The organism is Amycolatopsis sp. cmx-4-61, assembly GCF_046548775.1.
Classification (GTDB): domain Bacteria; phylum Actinomycetota; class Actinomycetes; order Mycobacteriales; family Pseudonocardiaceae; genus Amycolatopsis.
Genome location: NZ_JAEBEI010000004.1, coordinates 291045 through 317054, shown reverse-complemented (window position 1 = coordinate 317054; position 26010 = coordinate 291045). Strand labels below are relative to the sequence as shown.

At 72.8% G+C, this 26010-nt stretch carries 20 protein-coding genes; 3 read left to right on the top strand and 17 right to left on the bottom strand.

The annotated features are described in order from the left end of the window. Nucleotides 1-7: 7 nt before the first annotated feature. Genes ACLJOU_RS16335 through ACLJOU_RS16280 form a run of 12 tightly spaced genes read right to left on the bottom strand, consistent with a single transcriptional unit; the run spans nucleotide 8 to nucleotide 11295 of the window. On the bottom strand, nucleotides 8-607 hold the full coding sequence (locus tag ACLJOU_RS16335; protein WP_410568131.1) for a hypothetical protein: 600 nt from the start codon (nucleotides 605-607) through the stop codon (nucleotides 8-10). Then, nucleotides 604-1101 carry a hypothetical protein gene (locus ACLJOU_RS16330; RefSeq protein WP_410568129.1) on the bottom strand — a complete coding sequence of 166 codons (498 nt, stop codon included), beginning with the start codon at nucleotides 1099-1101 and terminating at the stop codon, nucleotides 604-606. Before ACLJOU_RS16330 ends, ACLJOU_RS16335 begins: the two co-directional genes overlap by 4 nt. After that, nucleotides 1098-2204, bottom strand: coding sequence for an MlaD family protein (locus ACLJOU_RS16325; RefSeq protein WP_410568127.1), 1107 nt, complete (start codon nucleotides 2202-2204; stop codon nucleotides 1098-1100). The genes ACLJOU_RS16330 and ACLJOU_RS16325 overlap by 4 nt, the downstream gene beginning before the upstream one ends. Continuing rightward, nucleotides 2204-3175, bottom strand: coding sequence for an MCE family protein (locus tag ACLJOU_RS16320; protein ID WP_410568126.1), 972 nt, complete (start codon nucleotides 3173-3175; stop codon nucleotides 2204-2206). The genes ACLJOU_RS16325 and ACLJOU_RS16320 overlap by 1 nt, the downstream gene beginning before the upstream one ends. Then, nucleotides 3172-4215: an MCE family protein gene (locus ACLJOU_RS16315; protein WP_410568125.1), complete on the bottom strand. Its 1044-nt coding sequence runs from the start codon at nucleotides 4213-4215 to the stop codon at nucleotides 3172-3174. Before ACLJOU_RS16315 ends, ACLJOU_RS16320 begins: the two co-directional genes overlap by 4 nt. Continuing rightward, complete coding sequence (locus tag ACLJOU_RS16310; protein WP_410568123.1) at nucleotides 4215-5210, bottom strand: MCE family protein; 996 nt, start codon at nucleotides 5208-5210, stop codon at nucleotides 4215-4217. The genes ACLJOU_RS16315 and ACLJOU_RS16310 overlap by 1 nt, the downstream gene beginning before the upstream one ends. Beyond that, nucleotides 5207-6223, bottom strand: a complete 1017-nt coding sequence (locus tag ACLJOU_RS16305; RefSeq protein WP_410568121.1) for an MCE family protein — start codon at nucleotides 6221-6223, stop codon at nucleotides 5207-5209. The genes ACLJOU_RS16310 and ACLJOU_RS16305 overlap by 4 nt, the downstream gene beginning before the upstream one ends. Next, entirely contained in the window at nucleotides 6220-7416 is a 1197-nt protein-coding gene (locus ACLJOU_RS16300; protein ID WP_410568119.1) for an MCE family protein, read from the bottom strand. The genes ACLJOU_RS16305 and ACLJOU_RS16300 overlap by 4 nt, the downstream gene beginning before the upstream one ends. Further along, nucleotides 7413-8228, bottom strand: coding sequence for an MlaE family ABC transporter permease (locus ACLJOU_RS16295; RefSeq protein ID WP_410568117.1), 816 nt, complete (start codon nucleotides 8226-8228; stop codon nucleotides 7413-7415). The genes ACLJOU_RS16300 and ACLJOU_RS16295 overlap by 4 nt, the downstream gene beginning before the upstream one ends. Beyond that, complete coding sequence (locus ACLJOU_RS16290; RefSeq protein ID WP_410568115.1) at nucleotides 8229-9023, bottom strand: MlaE family ABC transporter permease; 795 nt, start codon at nucleotides 9021-9023, stop codon at nucleotides 8229-8231. It abuts the gene before it with no gap. Next, the gene (locus ACLJOU_RS16285) at nucleotides 9020-9757 is read right to left on the bottom strand and encodes a hypothetical protein (protein WP_410568113.1); all 738 of its coding nucleotides are present in this window, start codon (nucleotides 9755-9757) and stop codon (nucleotides 9020-9022) included. The genes ACLJOU_RS16290 and ACLJOU_RS16285 overlap by 4 nt, the downstream gene beginning before the upstream one ends. Before the next feature lie 5 nt (nucleotides 9758-9762). Beyond that, nucleotides 9763-11295, bottom strand: coding sequence for a DUF6801 domain-containing protein (locus tag ACLJOU_RS16280; RefSeq protein WP_410568111.1), 1533 nt, complete (start codon nucleotides 11293-11295; stop codon nucleotides 9763-9765). A 251-nt stretch (nucleotides 11296-11546) separates the two neighbouring features. On the opposite strand from ACLJOU_RS16280, the gene ACLJOU_RS16275 reads away from it, so the two are divergent. Both ACLJOU_RS16275 and ACLJOU_RS16270 read left to right on the top strand, forming a co-directional pair. Beyond that, complete coding sequence (locus tag ACLJOU_RS16275) at nucleotides 11547-12476, top strand: ATP-binding cassette domain-containing protein (RefSeq protein WP_410568109.1); 930 nt, start codon at nucleotides 11547-11549, stop codon at nucleotides 12474-12476. Then, the gene (locus ACLJOU_RS16270; protein ID WP_410568107.1) at nucleotides 12473-13306 is read left to right on the top strand and encodes an ABC transporter permease; all 834 of its coding nucleotides are present in this window, start codon (nucleotides 12473-12475) and stop codon (nucleotides 13304-13306) included. Before ACLJOU_RS16275 ends, ACLJOU_RS16270 begins: the two co-directional genes overlap by 4 nt. Here the strand turns inward: ACLJOU_RS16270 and ACLJOU_RS16265 are convergent. Genes ACLJOU_RS16265 through ACLJOU_RS16245 form a run of 5 tightly spaced genes read right to left on the bottom strand, consistent with a single transcriptional unit; the run spans nucleotide 13303 to nucleotide 25019 of the window. Next, nucleotides 13303-14409 (bottom strand): glycosyltransferase, encoded by a 1107-nt coding sequence (locus tag ACLJOU_RS16265; protein WP_410568105.1) that lies wholly within the window; start codon nucleotides 14407-14409, stop codon nucleotides 13303-13305. The genes ACLJOU_RS16270 and ACLJOU_RS16265 overlap by 4 nt on opposite strands. Next, the gene (locus ACLJOU_RS16260) at nucleotides 14406-15182 is read right to left on the bottom strand and encodes an alpha/beta fold hydrolase (RefSeq protein ID WP_410568103.1); all 777 of its coding nucleotides are present in this window, start codon (nucleotides 15180-15182) and stop codon (nucleotides 14406-14408) included. Before ACLJOU_RS16260 ends, ACLJOU_RS16265 begins: the two co-directional genes overlap by 4 nt. Next, nucleotides 15170-15460 carry a phosphopantetheine-binding protein gene (locus ACLJOU_RS16255; protein ID WP_003096809.1) on the bottom strand — a complete coding sequence of 97 codons (291 nt, stop codon included), beginning with the start codon at nucleotides 15458-15460 and terminating at the stop codon, nucleotides 15170-15172. The genes ACLJOU_RS16260 and ACLJOU_RS16255 overlap by 13 nt, the downstream gene beginning before the upstream one ends. Further along, nucleotides 15457-19290 (bottom strand): beta-ketoacyl synthase N-terminal-like domain-containing protein, encoded by a 3834-nt coding sequence (locus tag ACLJOU_RS16250; protein ID WP_410568101.1) that lies wholly within the window; start codon nucleotides 19288-19290, stop codon nucleotides 15457-15459. Before ACLJOU_RS16250 ends, ACLJOU_RS16255 begins: the two co-directional genes overlap by 4 nt. After that, on the bottom strand, nucleotides 19284-25019 hold the full coding sequence (locus tag ACLJOU_RS16245) for an SDR family NAD(P)-dependent oxidoreductase (protein ID WP_410568099.1): 5736 nt from the start codon (nucleotides 25017-25019) through the stop codon (nucleotides 19284-19286). Before ACLJOU_RS16245 ends, ACLJOU_RS16250 begins: the two co-directional genes overlap by 7 nt. A gap of 205 nt (nucleotides 25020-25224) precedes the next feature. On the opposite strand from ACLJOU_RS16245, the gene ACLJOU_RS16240 reads away from it, so the two are divergent. Then, nucleotides 25225-26010 carry an SDR family oxidoreductase gene (locus tag ACLJOU_RS16240; protein WP_410568097.1) on the top strand — a complete coding sequence of 262 codons (786 nt, stop codon included), beginning with the start codon at nucleotides 25225-25227 and terminating at the stop codon, nucleotides 26008-26010.

Genomic DNA, 26010 nt, shown 5'->3' with positions numbered 1-26010 from the left:
CGCATCCTCAGGCCGCGGACATCCCGGTGACGCGCCACTTCCCGGCGACGCGCTCGGCCGTGACGCTCAGCTGGGCGGCACCGGTGCTGCGCTGCCCGTCGCCCCGCGTGCCGGTCTGGTCGAGGAACACCAGCAGCGCCGCGCGGTCGCCGTCCAGCAGCTTCACGCCGGACGCGACGGCGGTGGAGGTGACCACGAGCTTCTGTTCGGCGGCCAGCTTGCGGACCTGGCCGAACAGCTGCTCGTACTGCGCGAGCGCCGGTCCGGTCAGGACGTCCTTCGCTGCCTGCTCGCTCTTGGCCGGATCGTCGTAGCGGTAGGAGAACACCGTGCCGAGCGCGGCGTCGATCTGCTTGGCGGCGTCCGCGGTGCCGGCGACGTCGGACAGCGCGCTGTTGTGTGCCACGACGGCGTTCGTGGCGCGCGCTTCGAGCGTGCCCCACACCGCGAGCCCGGCCATGACCGCGGCCACCACCGCGAGCACCGCCGTCGCTCGCCGCCGCGGCCGGGTGACAGGCGCGGGCGCCGGCTCGCCGGAGTCCTCCCGGACGTCGTCGTGGTGGCGGCCGGCGACCTTCACCGGGCGCTTCTTCGTCGCTGTCTTCACGGTGCCTCCCCGACGGGAACCTGGCCGAGCCCGGTGACGTGCCAGCCGTCCGGCCCGCGGGTCAGGTCGGCCCGGAACCGGTTGCGTTTGGTGACGGCGTCCCCGCCGTCCGGCGTGACGACGAGCTCGACCGACGCGATCAGCTTCGCCGTCCCCGCGCCGGTGTCCACTTCGGTCACCGCCGCGTCGGTCACCTTCCCGGTGGTGACGGTCTTCGCCTGGGCGATCCGGTCGAGACTGCCCGGCCGGTCGGCCGCCAGTTCGTCGCGCAGCGTGCCGCCGGAAAGCGCCAGCCAGCGCTCGTACCCCGGCGCCGCCTGCCGGTAGTCCAAAGTGGTCAGCCCCGCGACCGCCGTCCGGCCCGCCGCCAGGGCCTCCTCCCGGACGACGGCGCGCGCGACGCCGTCGTCGTGCGCCGCCTGCCACCAGGTGAACCCGGACCACCCGGCCGTGGCGGTCGCCAAGACCACGGCCACCCACGCCAAAACCCTCATGGCCGTCCTCCCGGTGCGTTCTGCGAACCCCGCACGTTCGTCGGGTCGCCCTGCGGCAGCGCACACCGCGCGGCCGTGTCCAGCGGGCGGACCGACGTGTCGAGGCCGTCGCGGTACGCCGCCGGGTACCCGGTGGTGCACGGCGGCGGGTCGAAAAAGGTCAACGAGAGTCCGATGTGGACCCCGTCCGGCCGCACGACCGCGCCGGCCGCGGCGACCGCCTGCGGCGCGGTGATCAGCAGCTGCCGGACGCCGTCCCGGCGTGCCTCCAGGACGTCCGCGGTGGTCAGCAGGTTCGCGAGCAGCACGCCCAGGCCCGGCCCGGAGTCGCGGAGCAGCGCGCTCACCTCGTTCGCGGCCGCGGGCACCGCCGGGATCAGCGTGCGCAGGTCGCCGTCGGACTGCTTGAGCGTCGACGCCAGCAGCTTCGCGTTGACGCCGAACTCGCGGATCGCGCCGGCCTGCTGCACCTGCGTGTCGAGGACGGTGTGCGCGTCGGTGACGAACCGGGTCAGCGGCGCCACGTGCGCGCTCGCCGCCTGCACGAACTCGATGCCCCGGCCGATCAGCTGGTCCAGCGCCGGGCCGGCGTCGGAGGTCGCGTTGTACAGCTCGTCGACGACCGTGCGTAACGCGGGCTTGGGCACCGAGTTCGCGAACGAGTCCACTGTCGACAAGACGACGTCGACCGGCAGCGGGACCTTCGTGTCCGCCTCGGTGATCACCGAGCCGTCGTGCAGCTTCGGCCCGCCGTCGGTGCGCGGCCGCAGGTCGACGTACTGCTCGCCGACGGCCGAGCGGTCGGCGACGACGGCTTCGGTGTCGGCCGCTACGGGCGCGGTGCCGGAGTCGATCTCGAGGTCGGCTTCCATCCCGGCCGGCGTCAGCCGCAGCTCGCCGACCCGGCCGATCGGCACCCCGCGGTAGGTGACCTCGGCGTTCGTGAAGATGCCGCCGCCGGTCGGGAACTGCGCCGTCACGGTGTAGCCGCGGTCGAAGAACACCTTGTCCAGACCGGCGTAGGTGGCTCCGACGTAGGCCACGCCGACCACGGCGATGACGACGAAGGCCGTCACCTGCACGCGCACGAACCGGGTCAGCATCAGCGGCCCGCCTTGAGGAAGCCGTTGAGGTAGTCACCGCGGATCGTGTCCAGTGCGGCGTCCGGGAACGGGAAGGTGAAAATCATCTCCATGGCCTTCGGCAGTTCGTCCCCGGAGTCGGCCAGCCGCCGCAGCACCGGGGCCAGCGCGCGCAGGTCGGCGACCAGGTCGTCCTTGCTGCGGTTGACCGTGTCGACGGCGACGGAGGTCAGCCCGTCCAGCGACTTGAGCATCCCGACCAGGGCCTCCCGCTGCTGGTCGAGGACGCCGATGCCCGGCGTGAGGCCGGTGAGCGTGGTCGTGATCCGGTCGGTGTGCGCGTTCAGCGTGGCCGCGAGCTTGTTGACGCTCTCGATGGCCCGGGTGATCTCGTTCCGGTGCTTGTCGAGGCCCCGCACGAACGTGTCCAAACTGGACAGCAGGCTGCGTGCGGCCGTCTCGCGCCCGCCGAGGGCGTCGTTCAACTGGTGGCTGATGTTCTGGACCTGCGCCACGCCGCCGCCGTTGAGCAGCAGCGACAGCGCGCCGAAGACCTCCTCGATCTCCGGCGTCAACGACGAACGGTCGAGCGGGATGGTCGCGCCGTCGAGGAGCCGGCCGGCCGGTGTCGCGTCGTCCGGGGCCGCGAGTTCGACGAACTTCTCGCCGAGGATGCCGGCCTGCCGCAGCCGGGCGACGGCGTTGCCCGGCAGGTCGACGTCGCCGTTGAGCAGCAGGTCGACGACCGCGCTGCGGGAGTCCGGCGCCAGTTCGACCTTCACCACCTGCCCGACCGGGACGTCGTTGACCTTGACCCCGGACTGCGGGACGAGGTCCAGCACGTTCGTGAAGCTCGCGGTCACGTGGATCGGGTGGTCGCCGAGCGCGGCGCCGCCGGGCAGCGGGATGCCGTAGACGCTCACCCCGCGGCCGCAGCCGGTGGTGACCAGGGCCAGGGCCAGCACCGCGGCGAGCTTGACCGGGGACTTCACTTCGGCTCCGCGAACTCGAGGAGGTTGCCGCGGCCGTCGATGGTGCCGTTGGCCTGGTCGTAGGCAGCCAGCAGGTTCGTCAGGGCGTTCGGGGCCGTCCGGAGGGCCTCGGACAGGGAGTCCTTCTGGTTCACGAGCACCTTCGTGACGTCGGCCAGCTTGTCCACATCGGACCGCACCTTGCCGCGGTTGTCCTTGACGAACCCCTGCACGACGCTCAGGGCCTGGGTCAGCTCGGTCAGCGCGCCGGAGAACTGGTCGCGCTGGTCGGCCAGCACCTTGCTCAGCGACGCGATCTGCGAGATGGCCCGCTTCACCTGGCCGTCGTTCGCCGCCAGCATCGCGGTGAACTTGCTGATGTTGTCGACCGAGGTGAACAGGTCGTCCTTCGAGTCGCTCGCGGTGCGGGCGAACTCGCCGAGGTTCTTGATCGCCGTGCCGATGGTCTGCCCGGTGCCGTTCAGGTAGTCCGCCGACCGGGTCAGTACGTCGCTCACCGCGCCGTCCTTGTTGGCGCCCTGCGGTCCGAGCGCGGACATCAGCTGGTTGAGGCTGTGCAGCAGGTCGTCGACTTCGACCGGGGTGGCGGTGCGCTCGCGCGGGATCGAGGCGCCGCCGGGCAGCTGCGGCCCGCCGCGGTAGACCGGCGTGAGCTGCACGTACCGGTCGGCGACCAGGCTCGGCGTGATGACGACGGCCCCGGCGTCGGCGGGCAGCCGGACCCCGGGCTTCAGCGTCATGGTCACCTTGACGTCGGTGCCGTTCGGCTCCACTTCGGACACCGAACCGACGGCGACGCCGAGGACGCGGACATCGGAGTTCGGGTAGATGCCGACGGCGGCGGCGAAGTGGGCGGTCAGCGTCCGCTGTCCGGGCGCGGTGACCAGCGGCCACGCGGCCGAGACGACGAGCGCGAGCACGACCCCGAGCGTGAGCGCCCGCAAGCGGGCCCGCCGTCGCGCCCGGGCGCCCAGGTCGGCGAGAGCGGCGGGGAGGGCACTCTCACGGGAAAGGGCCCTCTTCGAGCCGTGGCGGGCCATCAGCGTCCCCCGTTCTTCGGCGGCCGGCAGCTGCCCGGCGTGGTGCCGGTGGGGATCAGGCCGCAGATGTAGGTGTCGATCCACCGGCCGTTGCCGACGGCGTTGCCGAGCAGGCGGTAGAAGGGGCCGGCCAGGCGGAGGCTGTCCTCGAGCTTGCCCTGGTTCTGCTGCAGCACGGTCGCGACGCGGTCGAGCTGGTCGAGCGCCGGGCCGAGTGTCTTCTGGTTCTCCGCGACCAGGCCGCGCAGCTGGATCGAGAGGTTCTTGATGCCGGTGAACAGCTTGGCGATGGCGTCCTTGCGCGCGTTCAGCTCGGTGAGCAGCGTGTTGCCGTCGCGGATCAGGGCCTGGATCTGGCCGGACCGCTCGCCGAGCGTCTTCGAGACCTGGTTGGTGTTCCGGAACAGCTTGACGAGTTCTTCGTCGCGCGAAGCAAGCGTTTGCGAGAGGGCGGCGATCCCGGTGAACGCCGTCTTGACGTCGCTGGGCGCCGACGCGCCGAGCGTGTCGGACAGCACCCGGAACGCCTGCGCGAGCTGGTTCGTGTCGATCGCCCCGACCGTGCTCGCCAGGTCGTTGAAGACGTCGGTGACGTCGTAGGGCGAGCTCGTGCGCTCGGCGGGGATCGGCTGATCGGGGTTCAGCTCGGCGTTGCCGACCGGGTCCAGCACCAGGTTCTTCTGGCCGAGCAGCGTCTTGATCTTGATCGCCGCGGTGGTCCGGTTGCCGACCCAGGTGTCGCGGACCCGGAACAGCACTTCGACGTGGTCGCCGGCCAGCCGGACGTCGGTGACCTCGCCGACCTTGACCCCGGCGACGCGGACTTCGTCGTTCGGCCTGAGGCCCGCGGCCTCGTGGAACTCCGCCCGGTACGTGGTGCCGCCGCCGATGACCGGCAGGTCGTCGGAGAAGAAGGTCGCCGTGCCGACCAGCGCCATGACCAGCGCGGTCACCGCGCCGACGGCGATCGGGTTGCGGCTGCGGAACGGTTTCACCGGCACCTCGCAGCCGTCACGGGGATGCCCGGCGGCAGGCCCCCGGGCGCCGGTTTCGCGTCCGTCCGCACCGCGCAGAGGTAGAAGTTCGCCCACGAGCCGTAGGAGAAGAGCGTGCCGATCCGGTCGAGTTTCTTCGGCAGGTTGTCGACGAACTGCTGGAACACCGGGGTGTTGTCGGCCAGGTTCTTCGACAGGTCGCCGAGGCCGGCGATGCTGTCCTTGAGCGGCTGCCGGCCCTGGTCGAGCAGCCCGGCGGTCGCGGTGGTCAGCTCGCCGAGGCCGCCGATGGCCTGCCCGATCGGCTTGGCGTCCGCGGCGAGGCCGGTGACCAGCCGGGCGGTGGTGTCGACGAGCGTGTCGAACTGGTCGCCCTGGGCGTTCAGCGTGTCGAGCACGGTGTTGAGGTTGCCGACCACCTGGCCGATCACGGCGTCCTTGCCCGCGAGGGTGGCGGTCAGCGACGCCGTGTGCCGCAGCAGGCTGTCGATCGTGCTGCCCTCGCCCTGCAGCACCTGGATGATTTCGAACGACAGCTGGTTGACGTCGTTGGGCGACAGCGCCTGGAAGAGCGGCTTGAAGCCGTTGAACAGCGCGGTGAGGTCCAGCGCCGGTTTGGTTCGCTCCAACGGGATTTCCGCTCCTTCGGCCAGGGTCGGCGAGGTGTCCGTGGCGCCGGGGTCGATCGAGAGGTACCGCTGGCCGACCAGGTTGCGGTAGCGGATGGTGACCGAGGCGGACGCGGTGAGCCGGTGCGTCCGGCCGACGGAGAACCCGACGTCGGCGAGGCGGTGCTCGACCACCCGCACGGAGCCGACCTGGCCGATCCGGACCCCGGCCATGCGGACCTCGTCGCCGGGGTTGACCGAGGTCGCGTCGGTGAACCGGGCGGTGTAGCCGATGATCGCGCCGACGTTCGAGTTGGCGATCGTGACCGCCAGCACGGCGGTCGCGGCCGCGGTGACCAGGAAGAAGATCAGGCCCTTGACGGCGGGGCCGACGACGCTCCTCATCGGACGGTCACCTCCGTGCCGCGCAGCGCCGGTCCGATGAGGACACTGCTCCAGTCGGGTACGTCACCCAGCGCCGGCCGCAGGAGCTCGGCGACGAGCTGCCGCTCACCGGGCGAGTTCGCGGGGCCGAGGTCGCCGTCGGTCGCTCCCGCCGCCGCGGCTCCCCCGCCGTAGCACTTGGGGCCGCCGGTCGCGTCGAACCGCGGGGTGTCCCGGCCGGGGACGTATTTCTCGCGCGGGTCCTGCACGGAGAGCGTCACGTGCAGGCCCGGCTCGCTCGTGCCCTTGCCGAGGGCCTGCTCCATCAGCGGCTTGAGCCGGTTCACGGCGTCGAGCAGGCACGGGAACTCCGGCGAGTACCGCGCCAGCAGCTCCAGCGTGGGCCGGCTCGCGGCGGAGACGCCGATCAGGTTGTCCTTGTTCTTCCGCAGGAACTCGTTCAGGTGGCCGGTGGCGCTGGTGACGCTCGTGTAGAGGTTGTCGAGGTCGGCGCGGGTGTCCACGATGGTCTTCGCGGTCGTCGACAGGTCGGACAGCGCCTGCAGGATGTCCGGCGCGGCTCCCGTGTAGACGTCGGCGGCGTTCGCCAGCCCGGTGACGTCGGCCTTGAACTGCGGCATCAGCGGGTTGACCCGGGCGAGCAGGTCCTGCAGCTTGACGATGCTGTCGCCGAGGGGTTTTCCGCGGTTGTCGAGGGCCTGGGAGATCGCGCCGAGCGAGCTGTTGAGCTTCTGCGGCTGCACCGCACGCAGCAGCGGCAGCAGGTCGCCGAGGACGCGTTCCAGCTCGATCGCGTTGGTGGACCGGTCCTGGGCGATGACGTCGCCCGCTCGCAGTGTCCCGTGTGGACTGTCCGGCAGGACGAGGTTGACGTACCGCTCGCCGAACACCGTCTTCGGCAGCAGCCGCGCGGAAACGTTCTGCGGCAGCAACCCGATCTTCGTCGGGTCGAGCGCGAGGTCGACCTCGGCGCCGGTGCGGGTGCTGCGCACCGCCCGGACCTCGCCGAACGGGACGCCCTTGACCTTGACCTCGGCGGGCGGCGCGAGCTGGTTGCCGACGCGGTCCGCCCGCAGCGTCACGAGCTCGGCGTCGTCGAAGTCCTTGTCGTAGATGGCCACCGCGAGCCAGCCGAGCAGGACGAGCACGCCGAGGAACGCGACCCCGGCGAGCTGCGTGCGGAAGCGGCTCATCCGGACACCTTCACCGTCGTCGTCGCGCCCCAGATGGCCAGGGACAGGAACAGGTCGAGCACGCTGATCAGCACGATCGACGTCCGCACGGCCCGGCCGACGGCGACGCCGACCCCGGCCGGGCCGCCGGACGCGCGGTAGCCGTAGAAGCAGTGCGTCAGGATCACACCGACGCTGAAGACGAGCACCTTGCCGAACGACCACAGCACGTCGCCGGGCGGCAGGAACAGCGTGAAGTAGTGGTCGTAGGTGCCGCCGGACTGTCCGAAGAAGACGACCGTCGTGAGCCGCGAGCCGAGGTAGGAGATCAGCAGGCCGATGACGTACAGCGGGACGATGGCGATGAACCCGGCGACGATCCGGGTGGTGACCAGGTAGGGCAGGCTCCGCACGGCCATCACCTCGAGGGCGTCGATCTCTTCGGAGATCCGCATCGCGCCCAGCTGCGCGGTGAAGCCACTGCCCACAGTGGACGAAAGCGCGAGCCCGGCGACGAGCGGTGCGATCTCCCGTGTGTTGAAGTACGCGGTCAGGAAGCCCGTCATCGCCGAGATGTTGATCTGGTTCAGCGCGCTGAAGCCCTGCAGGCCGACGGTGACGCCGGTGAACACGCACAATCCGACCATCACGCCGATCGTGCCGCCGATCACGGCGAGCGCGCCGCTGCCGAACGTCACTTCCGCCAGCAGCCGCACCACTTCCCGGAAGTAGCGGGTGACGGCCAGGGGGACGGCGGCGAGCGCGCGCACGTAGAAGAGCAGCTGGTCGCCGAGGTCGAACAGCCGGTCGCCGGGTTTGCCGAGGAGGGTCACTCAGGTTCCCTTCGCCGGGACGAGCTGCAGGTACAGCGCGGTGAGCACGGTGTTGACGAAGAACAGCAGCAGGAAGGTGATGACGACGGACTGGTTGACGACGTCGCCGACGCCCTTGGGGCCGCCCTTCGGGTTCAGCCCGCGGTAGGCCGCGACCACCCCGGCGAGGTAGCCGAAGATGACCGCCTTGATCGAGCTGACGACGAGGTCGGGCAGCTGCGCGAGGGCGTTGAAGCTGGCCAGGTAGGCCCCGGGCGTGCCGCCTTGGACGATGACGTTGAAGAAGTACCCGCCGAGCACGCCGACCACGCTGACCAGGCCGTTCAGCAGGACGGACACCCCGACGGCGGCCTGCACGCGGGGCACGACCAGCCGGTGGATCGGCGAAACGCCGAGCACCTCCATCGCGGCGATCTCCTCGCGGATGCTGCGCGCGCCGAGATCGGCGCAGATGGCGCTGCCGCCCGCGCCGGCGATGATCAGCGTCGTCACGATCGGGCTCGCCTGCTGCACGACGGCCAGCACGCTCGCCGCGCCGTTGAACTGCTGCGCGCCGATCTGGCTGGTGAGCGACCCGAGCTGGAGGGAGATGACCGCGCCGAACGGGATGGACACCAGGATCGCCGGTGTGATGGCCACGCTGGCGATGAACCAGAACTGCTGGACGAACTCGCGCACCTGGTACGGGCGGCGGAGCATGGCGAGCAGGACGTCGAGGCCCATCGCGCACATCCGGCCGAACTCGCGCAGGCCGTTCGCCGCCTTCTGCGGCGCTTCGCCGAGGAACGTCGTCATGACTGCCTGCACCCGGTGCTGAAGCAGCGCAGCGTGAGGTTCGAGACGAAGGTGTTGCCGGGCCCGGAAACCAGGCCGGTGAGCAACCGGCTGACGTCCTCGTGCCCGACGCACCCGGCGAAGGCCGGTGTCGTGAAGGTGGACGTCACCTTGACCGGCGGAGCGGGCAGCGAGATCGGGACCAGTGCCTTGATCGTGACCGCCGCCGGCTGGGCCGTCCGGCAGTCCGGGCCGACGTCGAGGGCACGTCCGTCCACTTTGACGTCGGAGAGCCTGATGAACACTTTCGCGGTCACGTCGGTGTCGGCGCAGATGTTGGTCCGGGTGGCGCGGCAGTCCTTGTCCTTGCCCGTGTGGACGGTCGCCGTTCCGGCGGCGTCGCCGTCCGGGACGATCTCGACCCGGCCGGTGGTGGCCATGAACCGGAACGCGACGAAGTAGCCGTCCGTCGGCGGGATGGCGAGCTTGCCGGTGATCGGCACGGTGCTGGTCAGGCCGCCCAGCGCGCCGTCGAAGGTGCCCGGCGGGAAGGCGATGTCGGACCCGAGCTTGGCCACGCGGCTGGTGGTCGGCTGCTGCGCGTCCCCGAGGGTGAAGCCGAAGGGGAGCTGGGTGGCCTGCGTCACCGGGCCGGTGCGGTCGGGCACGGTCCCGCTCGGCGCCGCTTCCGCGGCGCCGAGCGAGAACGCGGCCACTGCCAGCACGAGCGGCAGGGAAAATCGGGTCAGCATCATCGAGGTCACTTCTTGGTGAGGGTCACGTCCAGCTTGTTGCCGGGACCGGAGGTGAGGGCGCTGATCAGGCCGGTCAGGAAGCCGCAGCCGGTGAACCGCGGGATGCCGTAGGTCGCGGTGAGCTTGCCGCCCTTGAGCGGGTCGAAGCCGGGTGCGGAGGTGAGCGGCACGTCCGCGGGCTTGACCGTGTGGCAGGAGTTCGACGACAGGATCGGGAAGCCGAACACGCGGACCTTGGTCAGCTGGACGTCGACCCGGGCGTCCGCCTTGACAGCGCCGGCGGTGAGCGTGCCGTTGATCGCGCCGACCTGGGCCAGCTTCACCGTTGCCGACGCGGGGATGAAGCCGAGGACGCGGAAGCGGACGTCCGACTTCGGCAGCGCGAGCTGGGCACCGAACTTGCCGGAGGCCGCGTCGAGCTTCGCGTCGAGGGTGCCCGGGCCGAGGGGCAGCGTGGCGTGCAGCTGCTTGAGGTCAGACTTGCCCTTGATCGAGTACTTGACCTCGATGCCGCCCGGCGGAGTGGTCGTCGGCTGGGTGGTCGGGGTCGTGGGCTCGGTCGTCGGGGTCGTCGGTTCCGTGGTCGGGGTCGTCGGCTCGGTCGTGGGCGTCGTCGGTTCCGTGGTCGGAGTCGTGGGCTCGGTCGTCGGCGTGGTCGGCGTCGTGGGTTCCGTCGTCGAGGTCGTCGGCTCAGTGGTGGGCGTAGTCGGCTCGGTCGTCGGAGTTGTGGGTGTGGTGGGGGTGGTCGGCTCCGTCGTGGGCGTCGTCGGTTCCGTGGTCGGAGTCGTGGGTTCCGTCGTCGGAGTCGTCGGTGTCGTCGGCTCGGTGGTCGGCGTGGTCGGCTCGGTCGTCGGAGTCGTCGGCTCAGTGGTCGGCGTCGTGGGCGTGGTCGGGGTGGTGGTCGGGGTTGGGGTGCCGCCCGCCGGCTTGATCTCGAACGTGCCCAGCTGCTGGTTCTGGCCCGGCACCGCCACGCAGTCCGAGGTGAACGTGCCGAGGTCGGTCGGCTGGCCGTCCGCCGTGCGCGGGGTCATCGTGGTGCTGAAGTTCCCGACCGTCACCGACGCGGTACCGGGGCTGGGGAACGTCACCGCCGGCGCCTTGCCGCTGCTCTTGACGTGGAACGCGCCCGACGGCGGCACCGGCGTCGAGGCGATCGTCAGCGGCAGGTTCAGGTTCAGCGTCTTGTCGACCGGGTACTTGAGCACGGCCGCGGCCTTCGCCGAGCCGTCCAGCGAAGTGGCGCCGACCAGGGCCAGGCCCTCGGTGGCGGTCTCCGGCACGGTGACGTCGACGTCGAAGGTGATCGGCGTCGAAGCGGCACCCGCGACGGCGTTCTCGGGCAGGTTCGTGTCGATCTTCACCGACAGCACCTGGTCGCCGATCAGCGGGAACGGGCAGTTGTAGTTGAGCGTCAGGCTCACCGGCGCGGCCTGGCTCGGGCCCGCGCCGACGAGCGCGACGGCCGCCGCGAGCCCCGCGGCCGTCACGGCGGCCAGGCCGAAAGCGGGCTTTCTCGACTTCCACGAAAACTTCACGGGTCGCCACCTCGGAAATGGGGGAATTTCGGCAAAGCTACCTCCGTGTTTCCGGGTGAACAAGCCACTCCGAATTCTTTGTCACGCGCGGTAGATCGCCCCGCACAGGAAGAGTCACGCAGGTCAGGCCTTGTCACGCGCGTGCTACCCGATTACCCGGAAATTGTCACTCCCGCGGCGGATGACGGCGTTCTTCTTGATCAGCAGGGCTCGGTCCGGATACCTTTTCCGGGGCCAGGAAAGGAGCGGCCATGTCCCAGCCGGTCATCGCCGTGACGGACCTCGCCAAGCAGTACGGCGCGGTCACCGCGCTCGCCGGGATCAACCTCACCGTCGCCCGCGGCGCGGTGCTGGCGGTCCTCGGCCACAACGGCGCCGGGAAGACCACGTTGCTCGACATCCTCAGCACCCGCGTGCGGCCGAGCGCGGGCAGCGCCCGGGTCTGCGGGTACGACGTCGTGCAGCGCGGCCGCGCGGTCCGGCGGCGGATCGGCGTGACCGGGCAGTTCGCCGCGGTCGACGACGCGCTGTCCGGCCGCGGGAACCTCGTGCTGATCGCGCGGCTGCTGGGCGCCCGGCCGCGGCAGGCCCTCGCCCGGGCCGCCGAGCTGATCGCCGCCTTCGGCCTCGAAGACGCGGCCGAGCGCCCGGCCGGGACGTACTCGGGCGGGATGCGGCGCCGGCTGGACCTGGCTGCGGGCCTGGTCGGCGCGCCGCAGGTGCTCTTCCTCGACGAGCCGACCACCGGCCTGGACCCGGTGAGCCGGGCGGGGCTGTGGACGATCGTCGAGGGTCTCGCCGCGCGCGGCACGACCGTGGTGCTCACCACCCAGTACCTCGAGGAGGCGGACCGGCTGGCCGACCACGTCGTCGTCCTCGGCTTCGGGCACATCACCGTGGCGGGGACACCGGCGCAGCTGAAGGCCCGGCTCGGCACCCGGACCGCGACGTGCACGTTCGGCACCGAGCTCGCGCTGCGGCGCGCGGTGGACGCGTTGTCGCGCCTGGGGCTCGCGGCCGGCCGGGCCGGGCTCGTGCTCACCGCGCCACTGTCCGGCCCGGGTGACATCCCGGTGCTGGTCCGCGCGCTCGACGCGGCGGGTGCGCCGCTGCGGGACCTGACGGTGACCGAGCCGACGCTCGACGACGTCTACCTTTCGCTGCACCGGGCGGCGTCGTGACCCGGTCCCGCCACCACGCGGCCGTCGCCGCGCTCGGCGACCCCACGGCCTGGCCCGAAGCCGGCTTCTGGACGCAGGTCCGGGTCCTCACGGCCCGCTCCCTGCGCACGGCGTTCGGCGACCGGCGGCTCGTCTTCTTCGGCCTGCTGCAGCCGGTGGTGCTGCTGCTGTTGTTCAGCCAGGTCTTCAGCGGCGTCGGGGCGCTGCCGGGGGTGGCGGCGTACCAGGGTTACGTGAACTTCCTGGTGCCGGCCACGCTGGTCAACATCGCGATGACGACGGCGATGAGTTCGGGAGCGGGCCTGCTGGCGGAGATCTACGGCGGCTTCACCGGACGGCTGCGGTGCCTGCCGATCTCGCTGTCCTCGGTCCTGGTGGCCCGGACGCTGGCGGACTCGGCGCGGCTGGGCGTGCAACTGGTGGTGACGGCCCTGGCGAGCGTGGTCTTCCTGGGCTTCCGCCCGGCGGGCGGGGTGGCCGGCCTGGGCCTGGCGCTGGTGCTGACGCTGGTGGTCGGCTGGTGCCTGAGCTGGGTGTTCGTGGCGATCACGACGTGGCTGCGCAAGGCGGAGACGCTCCAGGCGGCGTCGTTCGTGGTGATGTTCCCGCTGATGTTCTCCTCGAGCGCGTACATGCCCCTGGACACGATGCCGGCGTGGGTCCGCGCGGTCTCGACGGTGAACCCGCTGACGTACGCGATCGACGCGACCCGCGCGCTCGCCCTGGGCCGCCCGCTCGGCTGGTCCCTGGCGGCGGCGCTGGCGATAGCGGCGGTGGCGGCGGTGGCGGGCTCGTTCCTGGCCGCCCGCACCTTCCGGGCCCGCGGCTAACCGAGGGACTCCAAGCGGGTCGCCGCCTCCCGGGCTCCCCCGGCGGCCGCGAACGAGTCGCGGATCTTCTCCGCGCCCGGGCGGTACCGGGCCGCCGACTCGATCGCCTTGCGGATCTCCGGCGCCTTGGCGCGGTCGAACCGCACCCGGACGCCCGCCGCGGCCGTCACCACCTGCTGGGCCAGCATCGACTGGTCGTCGCGGATCGGGGCCACCACCAGCGGCACGCCCGACGAAAGCGCTTCGCACACCGTGTTGTGGCCGCCGTGGCAGACCACCACCGAGGCGCGCTCGAACACCGCCGGCTGCGGGATCCAGCGCGCCAGCTGCACGCGCTCGCTCACCAGCTCGCCCGACGGGTCCACCACGAGCCCCCGCACCGACGGCATCCCGGCGAGCGCGTCCACGCTCTCGGCGAGGAACCGCGCTCCGGCCGCCGCGTTCGACGTTCCCAGCGTCACCACGACGAGCGGGCGATCGTCCACAACAGACCATTCGCCCGACGCCGCGGGCAGCGCCGGGCCGACGTACGACACCGGCACCGCCAGCCGGGACTCCCCGGCCAGCGCCCGGGTCGTGAAGGCCAGCACCAGGTGCGGGGAAAACCGCAGGTCACCGAGCAGGACGCCGTGGCGGGCCCGCAACCCGGCCTGGAGGCCGGAAACCCAGGACGCGATCTTCGGCAACGACCCGAGCGGATCGGCCAGCTCGGTCGACGTCGACGCCGAGGTCGCCCACGGGAGTCCCGACCGCGCGGCGACCAGCGCCCCCGCCATCGCCTGCTGGTCCACCACGACGACGTCCGGCGCGAAAGCGGCCACCGCGGCCGCGACCCCGGGCGCCATCGCGTCGGCCAGCGGCACCAGGTACGACTCCCACAGGTACTTCAGCGCGGCGAACCCGCGTAGTTCCGGCGGCCGCAACGCCGGGTCGAACGGCTCCGAATCCCCGGCCGGGAACACCGGCCCGGAGACCAAAGTGGACAGCGCGGGCTCCGGACCGCACCAAGCCACGGGGTGGCCCCGCGACGAAAGCTCCGAAGCCACCGCGCGCAACGGCGTAACGTGCCCGGCCAGTGGCGGCACGACCACCAGGAACCTCACCCCGCGTGCCGTTCGACCCACTTCAGCACCAGCTCGCGGACCTCCCGGTGCTGCTCCACCAGCACCGAATGCCCCTGGCCCTCGAACACGTGCAGCTCGCCGTTCGGCAGCACAGAAGTCAGCGCTTCGAGGTCGTCGGCCTGGTAGCCGTGACTGCCCAGGATGGACAGCACCGGGCAGCCGATCGCCGCCACCTGCTCCCAGGTCAGCAACGGCCCGAGCGGCACTTCCTCGGCCATCTTCGTCGACGTGATCCGCTCGGCCGCCAGCCGCGCGAGGCGCCGGTGGTGCGCGCCGAAGTTCGCTTCGATCCAGTCGAAGCTCTCCTCCACCTGCAGGAACCGCACGGTGTGCGCGAGGATCGCGCTCATCTTCTCCGCCCACACCTCGGTGGCGGGCTCGGACTCGATGCACACGATGCTGCGCACGCGTTCCGGGCAGGCGACGGCGTAGCTGTAGGCCAGCGTGCCGCCGAAGCTGTTGCCCACCAGGTGCACCGGCCGGTCGACGCCGAGCTGGCGCAGCAGGTCGTCGAGGTCGGCGACGAAGTCCCCGAGCGTGTACCCGCGCTCCGGTCGCTCGGTCTTGCCGTGGCCGCGCAGGTCGTAGCTGATCACGTCGATGCCGGCGGCCGCGACCGGCGGCGCGAGGGTGAGGTAGAAGCTCGCCAGGCTGTCGGTGCCCATGCCGTGCAGGAACACCACGGTCTCGCTGCCGCCGGCGGGCACGAGCTGCACGTTGGTGCGCAGCCCGTTGACGGTCATCGTGGGCACGTGCGCTCCCCCACGAACCGGGCGATGTCGCCGACGGTCAGCCCGATGACGTCGTCGAGGTCCTTCTCCGCCAGGTACTCGGCGAGATTGACGTCGGCGCCGAAGTGCTCGGCGAGGATGCTCGCGAACGTCACCAGGTCGATGCTCTCCAGCTGCAGGTCTTCGTGGAACGTCGTGTCCGGCGTGATCTCGATGCCGAGCACCTCGGCGTCGCCGACGAGCTCGGCGAGCAGTTCGGCGACGACGTCGAAGGTGGCGGACGCGTGGTCGATGGTCATGAAGTGCTCCTGACGTGGGCGATGGCGGTGTCCCCGGCCAGTTCGACGGAGACGGCGAACCGCGGCAGGTCCCGGTGGTGCCCGGACACCGTGCCGTCGTCGTGGCCGCGGAGCTCCGCCGGGTAGACGGGTTCGTCGAGCTGAGCTCGGACGGCGTCCTTGACGGCGATCCGCCGCAGCAGCCAGCCGCGCTGCTGCCGCGGCGGGACGGCAGCGAACTCGGCGCGTTCTTCCGCACTGAGGTAGATCCCGGCGTAGATGTCCCGTGCGGCGACCGTGGGCCAGCGGTCGGTGACGGCGACCGAGCCGTCCTCCCGCCGTTCGCCCAGGAGGTTTTCCGCCGGGAACGCGTAGACGCGGTGAGCGGCGCGGTCGCAGGGGAACCGGACGTCCCGCCAGCCTTCGATGCTCGCCAGCACCCGGCTGTCCGAGACCAGTTCGGCGTCCATCTCGAGGACGTCCGGCCGCGGGAGCCGGACCCGCACCAGGCACTCGAGCCGCGTGCCGGGCGCCGGTTCGGGGCCGTGCCACGTCAGCCGGCCGATCGAGCGCGGGAACGCGAGCAGGTCCTCGGACCGGCTGGCCATCAGCCAGCACCCGAGCAGCTGGCCGACGTTGTCGAGCAGGCCGCCGGGCGCTTCCGGGACGACCAGTTCGCCGCGGATGTGCCGCTCACCGAGGCCGGTCAGCCGGGACAGCCCCTGGTACGCCGGGCCGTGGAACATCTCGCGCCGCGCGTAGACCTCGGCCGCGGTCAGCGGCGGCGTGGTCTCCGGCCCGGGCACCGCGGTCCGCGGCGGCGGCGGGGTGCGGGTCCCCAGCTCGACGGTCAGCAGCGCGTACGGTCCGATCTCGACGGTCACGTGGTCGTCCTCGCGGTCCATCGAGAGCGGCACCCGCTGCGCCGGGGACGCGATCAGCCACCGCGAGAACACCGCGTCCCGCACCGCGACCGCCGTCGTGCCCGGCCAGGCGCGTTCGACGGCTCGGCAGGCGAGGTCGACCAGGGTGGTCGCGGGTACCACCGGCCGGAAGTCGGACTCGTCGGGCCAGCCGTCGCGCTGCCGGAAGAACCGGTGGTCCCGCAGGTACGGCAGCGCCGCGAGCGAGACATCCACAGTGGACTCGAAACGCCGCCGGGCGGCCGCGACGACGTCGGCCGCGGCCCGGCGGGTTTCGGTGAGCAACGCGGTGAACTCGGCGACGATCGCGTCCGGCACCCCGGTGGGCAAGCTCGGTTCGTGCAGCAGGCCGCGCGCCGATTCCCCCAGCGAGAGCAGGGAGTTCCCGGTGGAAAGCCGGATCCGCCGCGGTTCCAGCGCCGCGAAGTCCGGGTCGCCGCCCTCGGTCCACACCGCCGTGGCGAGGCGCCGCAACTGCGCGAGCCCCGGCCGGGTGCCGGACGCGGCCGCGACGACCAGGTGCCGCCGCTCGCCGAGCGTGTCGGTGACGTAGGAGCCGAGCTGCCCCGCGCCGACCTGCACGAACACCCGGAACCCGGCGTCGTGCAGCGCCTCGGTCAGCGCCCGGAACCGGACCGGGCGCAGCAGGTGGTCCAGGTAGAGCCGGCGGACCTCGTCCGGCGCGGCGGGATACGGCCGCGCGGTCGTCGCCGACCACACCGGCAGCGCCGGCGCCCGCAGGTCCAGGTCGGCGGCGAGCCGGGCGAAGGGCGCGAGGTGTGGCCGCATCAGCGGGGTGTGGAAGCCGGAGCGGAACGGCAGCGTCGTGGCCACGATGCCCCGGCTACGGCAGGTCTCGGCGAAGCCGGTGACGGCGGCCGGCGGTCCGCACACGATCGTCTGCTTGGCCGCGTTCTCGTGCGAGACGACGAGGTCGGCGGGCAGCAGCCCGGTCACCTGCGCCGCCGGAGCGCCCAGCACGAGGTAGTCCGCCTCGGGCAGCTCGAAGCCGTCCGGCCAGTACCGCGCCACGGCGTCCGGTGCCGCCCGGTACATCCCGGCGGCCTGCATCGCGGTCCACTCCCCGACGCTGTGCCCAGCGAGCGCGTCCGGCCGGATCGCCAGCCGCTGCAGGACTTCGCCCAGCAGCAGCCCGGCCGCCGACACGCTCGCCGCGCGGTCGAGCACGCTCGCCGTCGACCACTGTGGACGGTCAAGGCCGAAGTGCTGCACGACGTCGCCCAGGCGCGGCTCGGCACCCGCTTCCAGTCCCGGGTGGACGAACGCCGTCTTGCCGCCCGGCAGGAGGGGGTCCACGCTGCACCAGACGTCGCCGGCGCCGTGCCACGACCGCCCGTCGGCCGCCACCTTGGCGATCACCCGGCGGGCCGTGGCCCGCTTGCGCTCGTCCGGGCCGACGATCCCGAGCCGGCACGGGCCGTCACCCGGGCCGGACCGGTCGAGCCGGTCGAGCTGGTCGAGCAGGTCCTCCGGCGTGCGCGCGGCCAGGCGCAGCACGCGTTCCGGCTCGTCGACGCGCACGCGTCGCTTCGGTGCCGGGTCGCCGGCTTCGAGCACGACGTGGGCGTTGATGCCGCCGAAGCCGAACGCGTTGACCGCGGCCACCCGCGGCAGCGCCCCCCACGGCTGCGCCTCGGCCAGTACCCGGAACCGGGTCTTGTCGAGCAGCGGGTTCGGATCGGCGCAGTGCAGCGTCGGCGGCAGGACGCCGTGGTGCAGCGCGAGGGCGACCTTGACCAGCCCGGCGACCCCGGCGGTCGGCAGCGTGTGCCCGATCATCGACTTGACCGAGCCGATCACCGCGCGCGGCCCGGCGGCCGGGCCGAAGACGTCGGCGACGGTGGTCAGCTCGGCGGCGTCCCCGGCCGGGGTGGCGGTGCCGTGGGCCTCCAGCAGGCCGATTTCCGCCGGATCCCGTCCCGCCCAGTCCCAGGCCCGGCGCAGGGCGAGGGTCTGCCCGGCGACGGACGGGCTGAGCAGGCCCGCGCCCCGCCCGTCGCTCGACGTGCCGCAGCCGCGGATCACGGCGTACACGCGGTCGCCGTCGCGGCGGGCGTCGGCCAGCCGCTTGAGCACGACGATCGCGGTGCCTTCGCCGATGAGCATGCCGTCCGCGTCGCGGGACAGCGGGCTGATCCGCTGGCTCGGCGACAGCGCGCCGAGCTGGGTGAACAGCGACCACAGCGTGTCGTCCTGCGTCTGGTGCGCCCCGCCCGCGAGGACGGCGTCGCAGCGGCCGCGGGTCAGCTCGCCGATCGCCTGGTCCACGGCCACCAGCGAAGACGCGCAGGCGGCGTCCACCGTGTACGCCGGGCCGCCGAGGTCGAGCCGGTTGGCCACGCGGGCGGCGGCGAGGTTCGGCACCAGCCCGGCGGCGGTCTCGGGCCGGAACTCGCCGAGCGGTGCCAGCAGGGCTGTCCGCAGCCGGTCGAGGACAGCGGGCCCGGCCGACGGCATCAGCTCGCCGACCGTGCGGGTGATCTGCCGGACGGTCCGGACCCGCTGGTCGAAGCCCTGCAGGCCGGGCGAGAGGTACCCGCCACGGCCGAGCACGACCCCGATCCGCTCGGGGTCGCCGAGCCGGCCGAGGCCACCGGCGTCCCCGACCGCGCCGACGGCGACGGCCAGCGCCGTCAGCTGGTCCGGCTCGGTGCCCTCGAGGGAGGTGGGCGGAACGCCGTGGGCGACCGCGTCGAAGTCCAGGGTGTCCGGGGTGAAGCCGCCGCGGCGGCCGTGGGTGCGGTCCGGCGCGGCGCCGTCACGGCCGTGGAACCCCGGGTCCCGGCGGTGCTTCGGGATGTCTGTGACGGCGTCGGTGCCCTCCACCAGGTTCTGCCAGTACTGGTCCACCGTGGACGCACCCGGCAGGAACACGCCCATGCCGACGATGGCGACCGGGGTCACCACAGCGACGCCGTGTAGAGCACCGCACGGTCCGTGCCGTAGGCGAGCTCGCGCAGCAGGGCGGCGGTGGCCTCGGCCGGGTCGAGCAGGGCGACGTCCCGGCGTTCGTACTCGCGCGCCAGCTCCGGCGACACCATGCCGCCGTGGTCGGCGGCCGGTGCCCACGGTCCCCAGTGGACGGTCACCGCGCGGCCGGGCCAGTTCGCGCCGATCGTCTCGAGCGCGTCGTTCGCGGCGGCGTAGTCGGTCTGGCCGCGGTTGCCGAGGACCGCGGCGATGCTGCCGAAGAACGCGACGAACCCGGGCTCGGCGCCGAGCGCGCCGAGCGCGCCGAGCAGTGCTCCGGCGCCGTCCGCTTTGGTCTCGTACACCGTCCGGAACGACGTTTCGTCCTTGTCCGCCATGAGCTTGTCGTCGATCACCCCGGCCGCGAAGACGACGCCGTCGAGCCGGGTGGGGAGTTCCTCGACGAGGTGCCGCACGGCGTCCGGGTCGCGCACGTCGAGCGAGGTGTAGCTCGGGTTGCCGCCCGCGGCGCGGATCTCGTCGAGGGTACGGGCGATCTCGCGCTGGGCCAGGACGGTCCGGACGCGGCGTTCGATCTCGGCGACCGGGCCACCGCGGCCGGCCAGCACCGCGCGCATCGCCGTGGGGTCTACGGGCAGGTCGTCCGGCTCGCCCGGCCACGGGGTCCGTCCGGCGAGTACCAGCCGGCAGCCGGCGGCGGCGAACGCGACCGCCGCCCGGGCGGTGATGCCGCGGGCTCCGCCGACCAGCAGGACGACGGACTCCGGGCCGAGGCCCAGCGCGGCGAGTTCACCGCCGCCCGGACCGGCGCCGGAGTAGGCGATCGAGGGCAGGTCCGCCGGTCGCGGCTCGATCGTGAAGCGGCCGGCGTTGTCGTGGCCGACGACCGCGGGGCCGTCGCTGAGGGCTTCGTCCACCAGCGTTTTCGCCACGTCCTGGGTGACCTCGACGAGCCGGGTCACCCCGGCGCGCTCCAGCGCGGCGGACCGCACCAGTCCCCGCAGCCCGGGCACGGTGTCCGGCGCCGCCGCCACGAAGACGTCCCCCCGCAGCGCCTTGAGCCGGGTGAACACCTCCGTGAGGTCGCGGGCGAACAGGACGGTGATGTCCGCGTCCCCGGTGACGATCTCCGCCCCGGCCGCGGCGAAGGCGGCCCGCACGGCTTCGTCCGGCGCGGCCACGCTCTTCCCCCGCAGCCGCCCGGGGTCGGGATCCAGCGGCACGGGCACCCGCTCGAGCCGGTACCGCGTGGGCGCGGCCGCGGCCGGCGTGGGGTTCAGCCAGCTTTCGAGGTGCGCGGCGAGGGCGTTCGCCGTGCGGCCGCGGCTGAGCTGGTCGGTGCGGTCGTCGGCGGGCAGGCCCAGCCGGGACAGCAGGGTGCCCGCGATTTCGGTGCGCTTGATGGAATCGATCGAGAGGTCGGCCTCGAGGTCGAGGTCGGCGGCGATCATGTCGGCCGGGTAGCCGGTGCGTTCGCTGATCACGCCGATCACGGTGCTCATGACGTCTTCTGGTTCTGCTTCGGGTTCTTCCTCGAGTTCGGCCACGGGCTTCTCGCTGACCACCGGCAGCGGGGCCGGAACGGCGGGCGCGCTGCCGAGGTAGCCGAGCATGACTTCCCGCTGGGCGGCGACGAGCTCGCGGGTGGTGCGCAGGAAGTCCACGATCGCCTGGTCACGGCCGGGCGCGGGCTGGGTCATGGCGGTACTCCGGATTCGTCGGGCCGTCGGCAGGGCGGGGGCGTCCGAGCCGGGCGCGCGGGCGGACCGCCCGTCCACGGCCCAGGCGGTGGCGGACGGTTCGGGCGGCTGCGGCCGGGTCAGCCGTTCGGTACGGACGTCCACGCCGGCTTCGGCGAGTGTCCGCAGCGCGGTCAGGAAGGCGGTCAGGTCGGGCCCGCAGGCGACGACGGTGTGCGGCCGGTCGCCGAGGATGTCCTTCACCAGTCGCGAGAGGACGCGCCCGGGCCCGGCTTCGACGAAGATGCGCGCCCCGGCCGCGTACATGGCCTCGATCTGGTCGAGAAACCGCACCGGAGCGCCGATTTGCGCGGCCAGTTCCTCGCCGACGTCGTCCTGGTACGGCTTCGCCGTCCGGTTCGCCCACACCGGTTTCCGCGGGTTCCCGATTACCGCTCCGGCCAGTTCCCGGGCGAAGACGTCACCGGCGCCGGCGACCAGCGGACTGTGGAAGGCGCAGGAAACGGGGATCCGCTGGGCGCTGATGCCGGTTTCCCGGAGCCGCCGGATGGCGCGTTCGACGGCGGGACCGGGCCCGGAGAGGACGACCTGTTCGGGGGCGTTGTGGTTGGCGACGACGACGTCCGGACCGATCAGGGTGGGGGTGAGGGCATCTCGCGCCGCTCTGACGGCGGCCATCGTGCCGGGCTGGGCGACCTGGGCGATGGCTTGCGCCCGCGCCCGGCTGAGGTCCAGGAGGGTCTCGGTGTCGAAGGCCCCGGCGACCGAGAGGGCGACGAGTTCGCCGTAGCTGTGCCCGGCGAGGAAGTCGGGCCGGACGTTGAGCTGGGCGAGCAGCCGGGCCACGGCGGTTTCGACGAGCCCGAGCGCCGGCTGGGCAACGCGGGTATCGGTGAGGGCGGCCTCTTGGGCGTCCGCGGCCTCGGCGGTGAAGGCGTGCGGCGGAAAGGCCTTGACGGCGATGTCGGGCGCGAGGCGGAGGAGCTCGGCGAGTTCGGGGAAGTGGACGAAGAGCTCGGCCAGCATGCCGGTGCGCTGGCTGCCTTGGCCGGGGAAGAGGAAGGCGATCTTGCCGGGGCGGCTGTGCGGCCCCCGCTCCGCCACCGCACGTTCCAGCTCCGTCAGCGCTTTCTCCGCCGCCGGTGCCCAGTCGCGCAGGCCGTGCCGCCGGTCCGGGGCCACCGGAGCCGCGGCCAGGACCGCGTGGAAGTTCGTCCCGCCGAAACCGAACGCGCTCACCCCCGCCAGCCGGGCCGGGGTGGCCCACGGGCGGGCGCTCGTCGTGAACGTGAACGGGCTCGCCGTCACGTCCCACTCCTCGTTCGGGCTGCTCAGGTGCAGGGTCGGCGGGACCACCTCGTGCCACAGCGCCAGCGCGGCCTTGATCAGCCCGGCCAGTCCCGCCGCGCACTTCGTGTGACCGATCTGGCTCTTCACCGAGCCCAGCACGCACGTCCCCGGGGCGGCGCCGGCGTCGGTGAAGAAGCCGGTCAGCGTCCGCAGTTCCGTCGCGTCGCCCACCACCGTTCCCGTGCCGTGGGCCTCGACCAGGCCGACGTCCACCGGGGACACTCCCGCGTCCCGGTACGCCCGCTCCAGCGCGCGGCGCTGGCCGTCCGGCCGGGGCGCCGTCAGGCCGAGGGCCTTGCCGTCGCTCGCCGCACCGATTCCCTTGACCAGCGCGTAGATCCGGTCACCGTCGCGCTCCGCGTCGGACCGTCGCTTGAGGACCAGGCACGCCACCCCCTCGCCGAGTGCGATGCCGTCGGCCGCCGCGTCGAACGGGCGGCAGCGGCCCGTCGGGGACAACGCCCCCGCCGAGGTGAACATCAGGTAGTCGTGAATCCCGTTGTGCAGGTCGACCGCGCCGCAGAGGACCAGCGAGCTCGTTCCCGCGCGCAGTTCCTTCGCCGCGAGGTCGAGCGCGGCCAGCGACGACCCGCAGGCGGCGTCCACCGTGTAGTTCGCGCCGCCGAGATCGAGCCGGTTGGCGATCCGGCCGGAGATGACGTTGGCCAGCGTGCCCGGGAAGGTGTCCTCGGTCGGTTCCGGTAGCTGGGCGAGCAGTTCGGGCGGTACCTCGTCGAGATAGCCGTCGAGCAGTGACCGCAGCGTGCCCGCGTTCGCCAGGTCACCGCCCGCCTCGGCCCCGAACACGACGCTCGTGCGCTCGCGGTCGAAGTCCCGGTTCGCGTAGCCGGCGTCGGCCAGGGCGCGGCGCGCGGTTTCCAGGGACACCAGCTGCGCCGGGTCGATGCTGCCCATCGCCGACGGCGGAATGCCGAATGCGAGGGGGTCGACGTCCAGCGCGGGCAGGAACCCGCCCCACTTCGACGTCGACTGTCCGAAGTAGACGTCCGGGTCCCAGCGTTCGCGGGGCACTTCGGTGACGGCGTCGGCACCGCGCAGGACGTTCGACCAGAACGCCGGCAGGTCGCGCGCGCCGGGGAACGTGCAGGCCATGCCGATGATCGCGATGTCGCGGGAGTCCGGCACCGGTTCCCCGGGGCGGGCGAACGTCTTTCCGGAAGCGACCTCGCGGTGCAGCTCGGCGATCGTCGTCCGGCGATCCCGCAGGACGGCGACCTCGCCCGCCATGAACATCCCCTCGGCCAGCTGCGTAGCGGCGGCCAGGGACTGGCCGTCACGGCGCACGCCCTTGCTGGCGACGCGCAGGCGCCCGGTGTTCAGCTCCTCGAGCTGCTGCCACGCTTCGGGCGTGTCACCCAGACCGGCCTTGACCTGCGCGAACTCCGCCGTGTACGGGCTGGGCAGGCACCGCGTGCGGTGCCCGGGCGCGGTTTCCAGCGTCACGGTCGCGTCCGCGGCGAGCGCGCGCTCCTGGAACAGCCCGGTGATCGCGCCGTGTTCGACGGCCTCCTCCGTGAAGAGGTAAGCCGTTCCCATCAGGACGCCGGCCGCGTCGAGCGGCGCCGCCATCGCGGCGACCACCGCGGCCGACCGGGCGTCGTGGATCCCGCCCGCGAAGAGGACCTCGACGTCCTTCGCGGCGCCGAGGACGGCCAGTTGTTCCTCCCACAGCTCGAAACTCGGCCGCGGGCCGACGTGCCCGCCGCACTCGGCGCCCTCGAAGACGAACCGGCGGACCCCGGCGTCGAGGTACTGGCGGAGCAGGATGGGCGAAGGCACGTGCAGGAACGTCGCGATGCCCTCGGCCTCCAGCGCCTTGGCCTGGCCGGGTTTCCCGCCCGCGACCAGCACGCACCGCGGTCGCGCCGCCTGGATCGCCGCGAGCTGGGCGGCGCGCAGGTCGTCGGGCACGAAGCCGAGGATGCCCGCGCCCCACGGCCGGTCGCCGAGGCGCCCGGCGGTCCGGGCGAGCAGCTCGGCGGTGCGTTCGCCGTTCGCCGTGGCCACGGCGACGAAGGGAAACCCGCCCGCGTCGGCGACGGCGGCCGCGAAGCCCGGCTGGTCGCTCACCCGCGTCATCGGGCCCTGGACGATCGGCAGCGCACTGCCCAGGGTCCGGCACAGCCGCGTGCCGAACACCGGCTCCGGCACCGCCGCGCCGACGATCGCCCCGACATCCACTGTGGACCCGACGACGACACCGGCCGCACCCCCGGCGAGCGCACCCACCGCCGTCCGCGGCCCGGCCACGCTGCCCCAGACCGGGACGTCGAAGGTGTTCAGAAGCTGTTGCAGCAGCACGAAGTCGCTCAGCTCGCCGCCGCGGGCGAGGAGACCGGCCGCGCCACCGCGGACGGCTTCGGCGGCCGTGGCGACGTCCGTGACCTCGGCGAGCGCCCCGGCCCACGGCGCTTTCGTGCGGACGGCGAAGGCCGGGCCTTCGGGCAGCGGGCCGTCCGTCCGCACGGCGTACGGCACCCGGACCCGGGCCGCGACCAGCCGCAGGTCCGCCGGATCGGCGCCGTCGAGTACGCCAAGGCCGCCGCGGCGCGCGACCGCGGCGACGACGTCGGGGTCGCCGATCCCCAGGCACCGCAGCCGGCGAGCGTGCGACGGCGGGACGAGCTCGGCCATCGGCGGACCTCCTGTGCGCGGGGAGTGGCGATCTTCAGGAATAACGCACGAGGCACCGGAAACGCAATAGTCGTGCTAACGTGCAAAACCGTGGAACACGGCACGATCATAAGTCTGACCTGCATTTTTATCACCAGCGTCGCAACCGGAAAATACATTTCCCGCACGCACGTGACAATTCGAAGCTGAAATGACTGGGGCCCGCGTGGAACTGACTGGACGCGTGGTCGCGCTGACCGGCGCGGCACACGGGATCGGGGCCGCGATGGCCCGCCGCTTCGCCGCGGAGGGCGCGGCCGGGGTGGTCGTGTCCGACGTGGACGCCGACGGCGCCGCCCGGGTGGCGGCGCAGATCGCGGCCGCGGGCGGCCGGGCCGTCGCGGTGGCCGCCGACGCGACGTCCAAACAGGACCTCAAGGCGCTGGTCGCGACGGCCCGCGCCGAGTACGGCCGCATCGACGTGTTCTGCGCCAACGCGGGGGCCGCGTTCGGCACCGGCGTGCACGCGGCCGACGAGCAGTGGCAGCGGTCGTGGGAGATCAACGTCATGCAGCACGTCCACGCCGCGCAGGTCGTGCTGCCCGCGATGCTGGCGCGCGGCGAGGGCTACCTGCTGATCACCGCGTCGGGCGCCGGGCTGCTCGGCATCCCCGGCGACGCGCCGTACTCGGTCACCAAGCACGCCGCCGTCGGCCTCGCCGAGTGGCTGGCGATCACCTACCGGCCGCGCGGGGTGCGGGTCAGCGCGCTGTGCCCGCTCGGCGTCCGGACGGCGCTGCTGGAGCCCGGCATCGCGGCCGGCCACCCGGCCGCGCTGGCCATCGCCGCGGCGGCCCCGCTCATCGACCCCGAAGACGTCGCCGAAGCGGTCGTGCGCGGGCTCGGCAAGGAGGAGTTCCTGATCCTGCCGCACGAATCGGTGCGGGAGTCGGTCGCCCGCAAGGCGGGTGCGATCGACGCGTGGATCGACGAGATGGCCGCGGGAGGCTGA

What these genes read in the sequence shown, in the direction of transcription:
- ACLJOU_RS16330 (WP_410568129.1), bottom strand. Translation starts at nt 1,101, where the DNA reads ATGAGGGTTTTGGCGTGGGTGGCCGTGGTCTTGGCGACCGCCACGGCC.
- ACLJOU_RS16325 (WP_410568127.1), bottom strand. Translation starts at nt 2,204, where the DNA reads ATGCTGACCCGGTTCGTGCGCGTGCAGGTGACGGCCTTCGTCGTCATC.
- ACLJOU_RS16315 (WP_410568125.1), bottom strand. Translation starts at nt 4,215, where the DNA reads ATGGCCCGCCACGGCTCGAAGAGGGCCCTTTCCCGTGAGAGTGCCCTC.
- ACLJOU_RS16305 (WP_410568121.1), bottom strand. Translation starts at nt 6,223, where the DNA reads ATGAGGAGCGTCGTCGGCCCCGCCGTCAAGGGCCTGATCTTCTTCCTG.
- ACLJOU_RS16300 (WP_410568119.1), bottom strand. Translation starts at nt 7,416, where the DNA reads ATGAGCCGCTTCCGCACGCAGCTCGCCGGGGTCGCGTTCCTCGGCGTG.
- ACLJOU_RS16290 (WP_410568115.1), bottom strand. Translation starts at nt 9,023, where the DNA reads ATGACGACGTTCCTCGGCGAAGCGCCGCAGAAGGCGGCGAACGGCCTG.
- ACLJOU_RS16285 (WP_410568113.1), bottom strand. Translation starts at nt 9,757, where the DNA reads ATGATGCTGACCCGATTTTCCCTGCCGCTCGTGCTGGCAGTGGCCGCG.
- ACLJOU_RS16275 (WP_410568109.1), top strand. Translation starts at nt 11,547, where the DNA reads ATGTCCCAGCCGGTCATCGCCGTGACGGACCTCGCCAAGCAGTACGGC.
- ACLJOU_RS16255 (WP_003096809.1), bottom strand. Translation starts at nt 15,460, where the DNA reads ATGACCATCGACCACGCGTCCGCCACCTTCGACGTCGTCGCCGAACTG.
- ACLJOU_RS16245 (WP_410568099.1), bottom strand. Translation starts at nt 25,019, where the DNA reads ATGGCCGAGCTCGTCCCGCCGTCGCACGCTCGCCGGCTGCGGTGCCTG.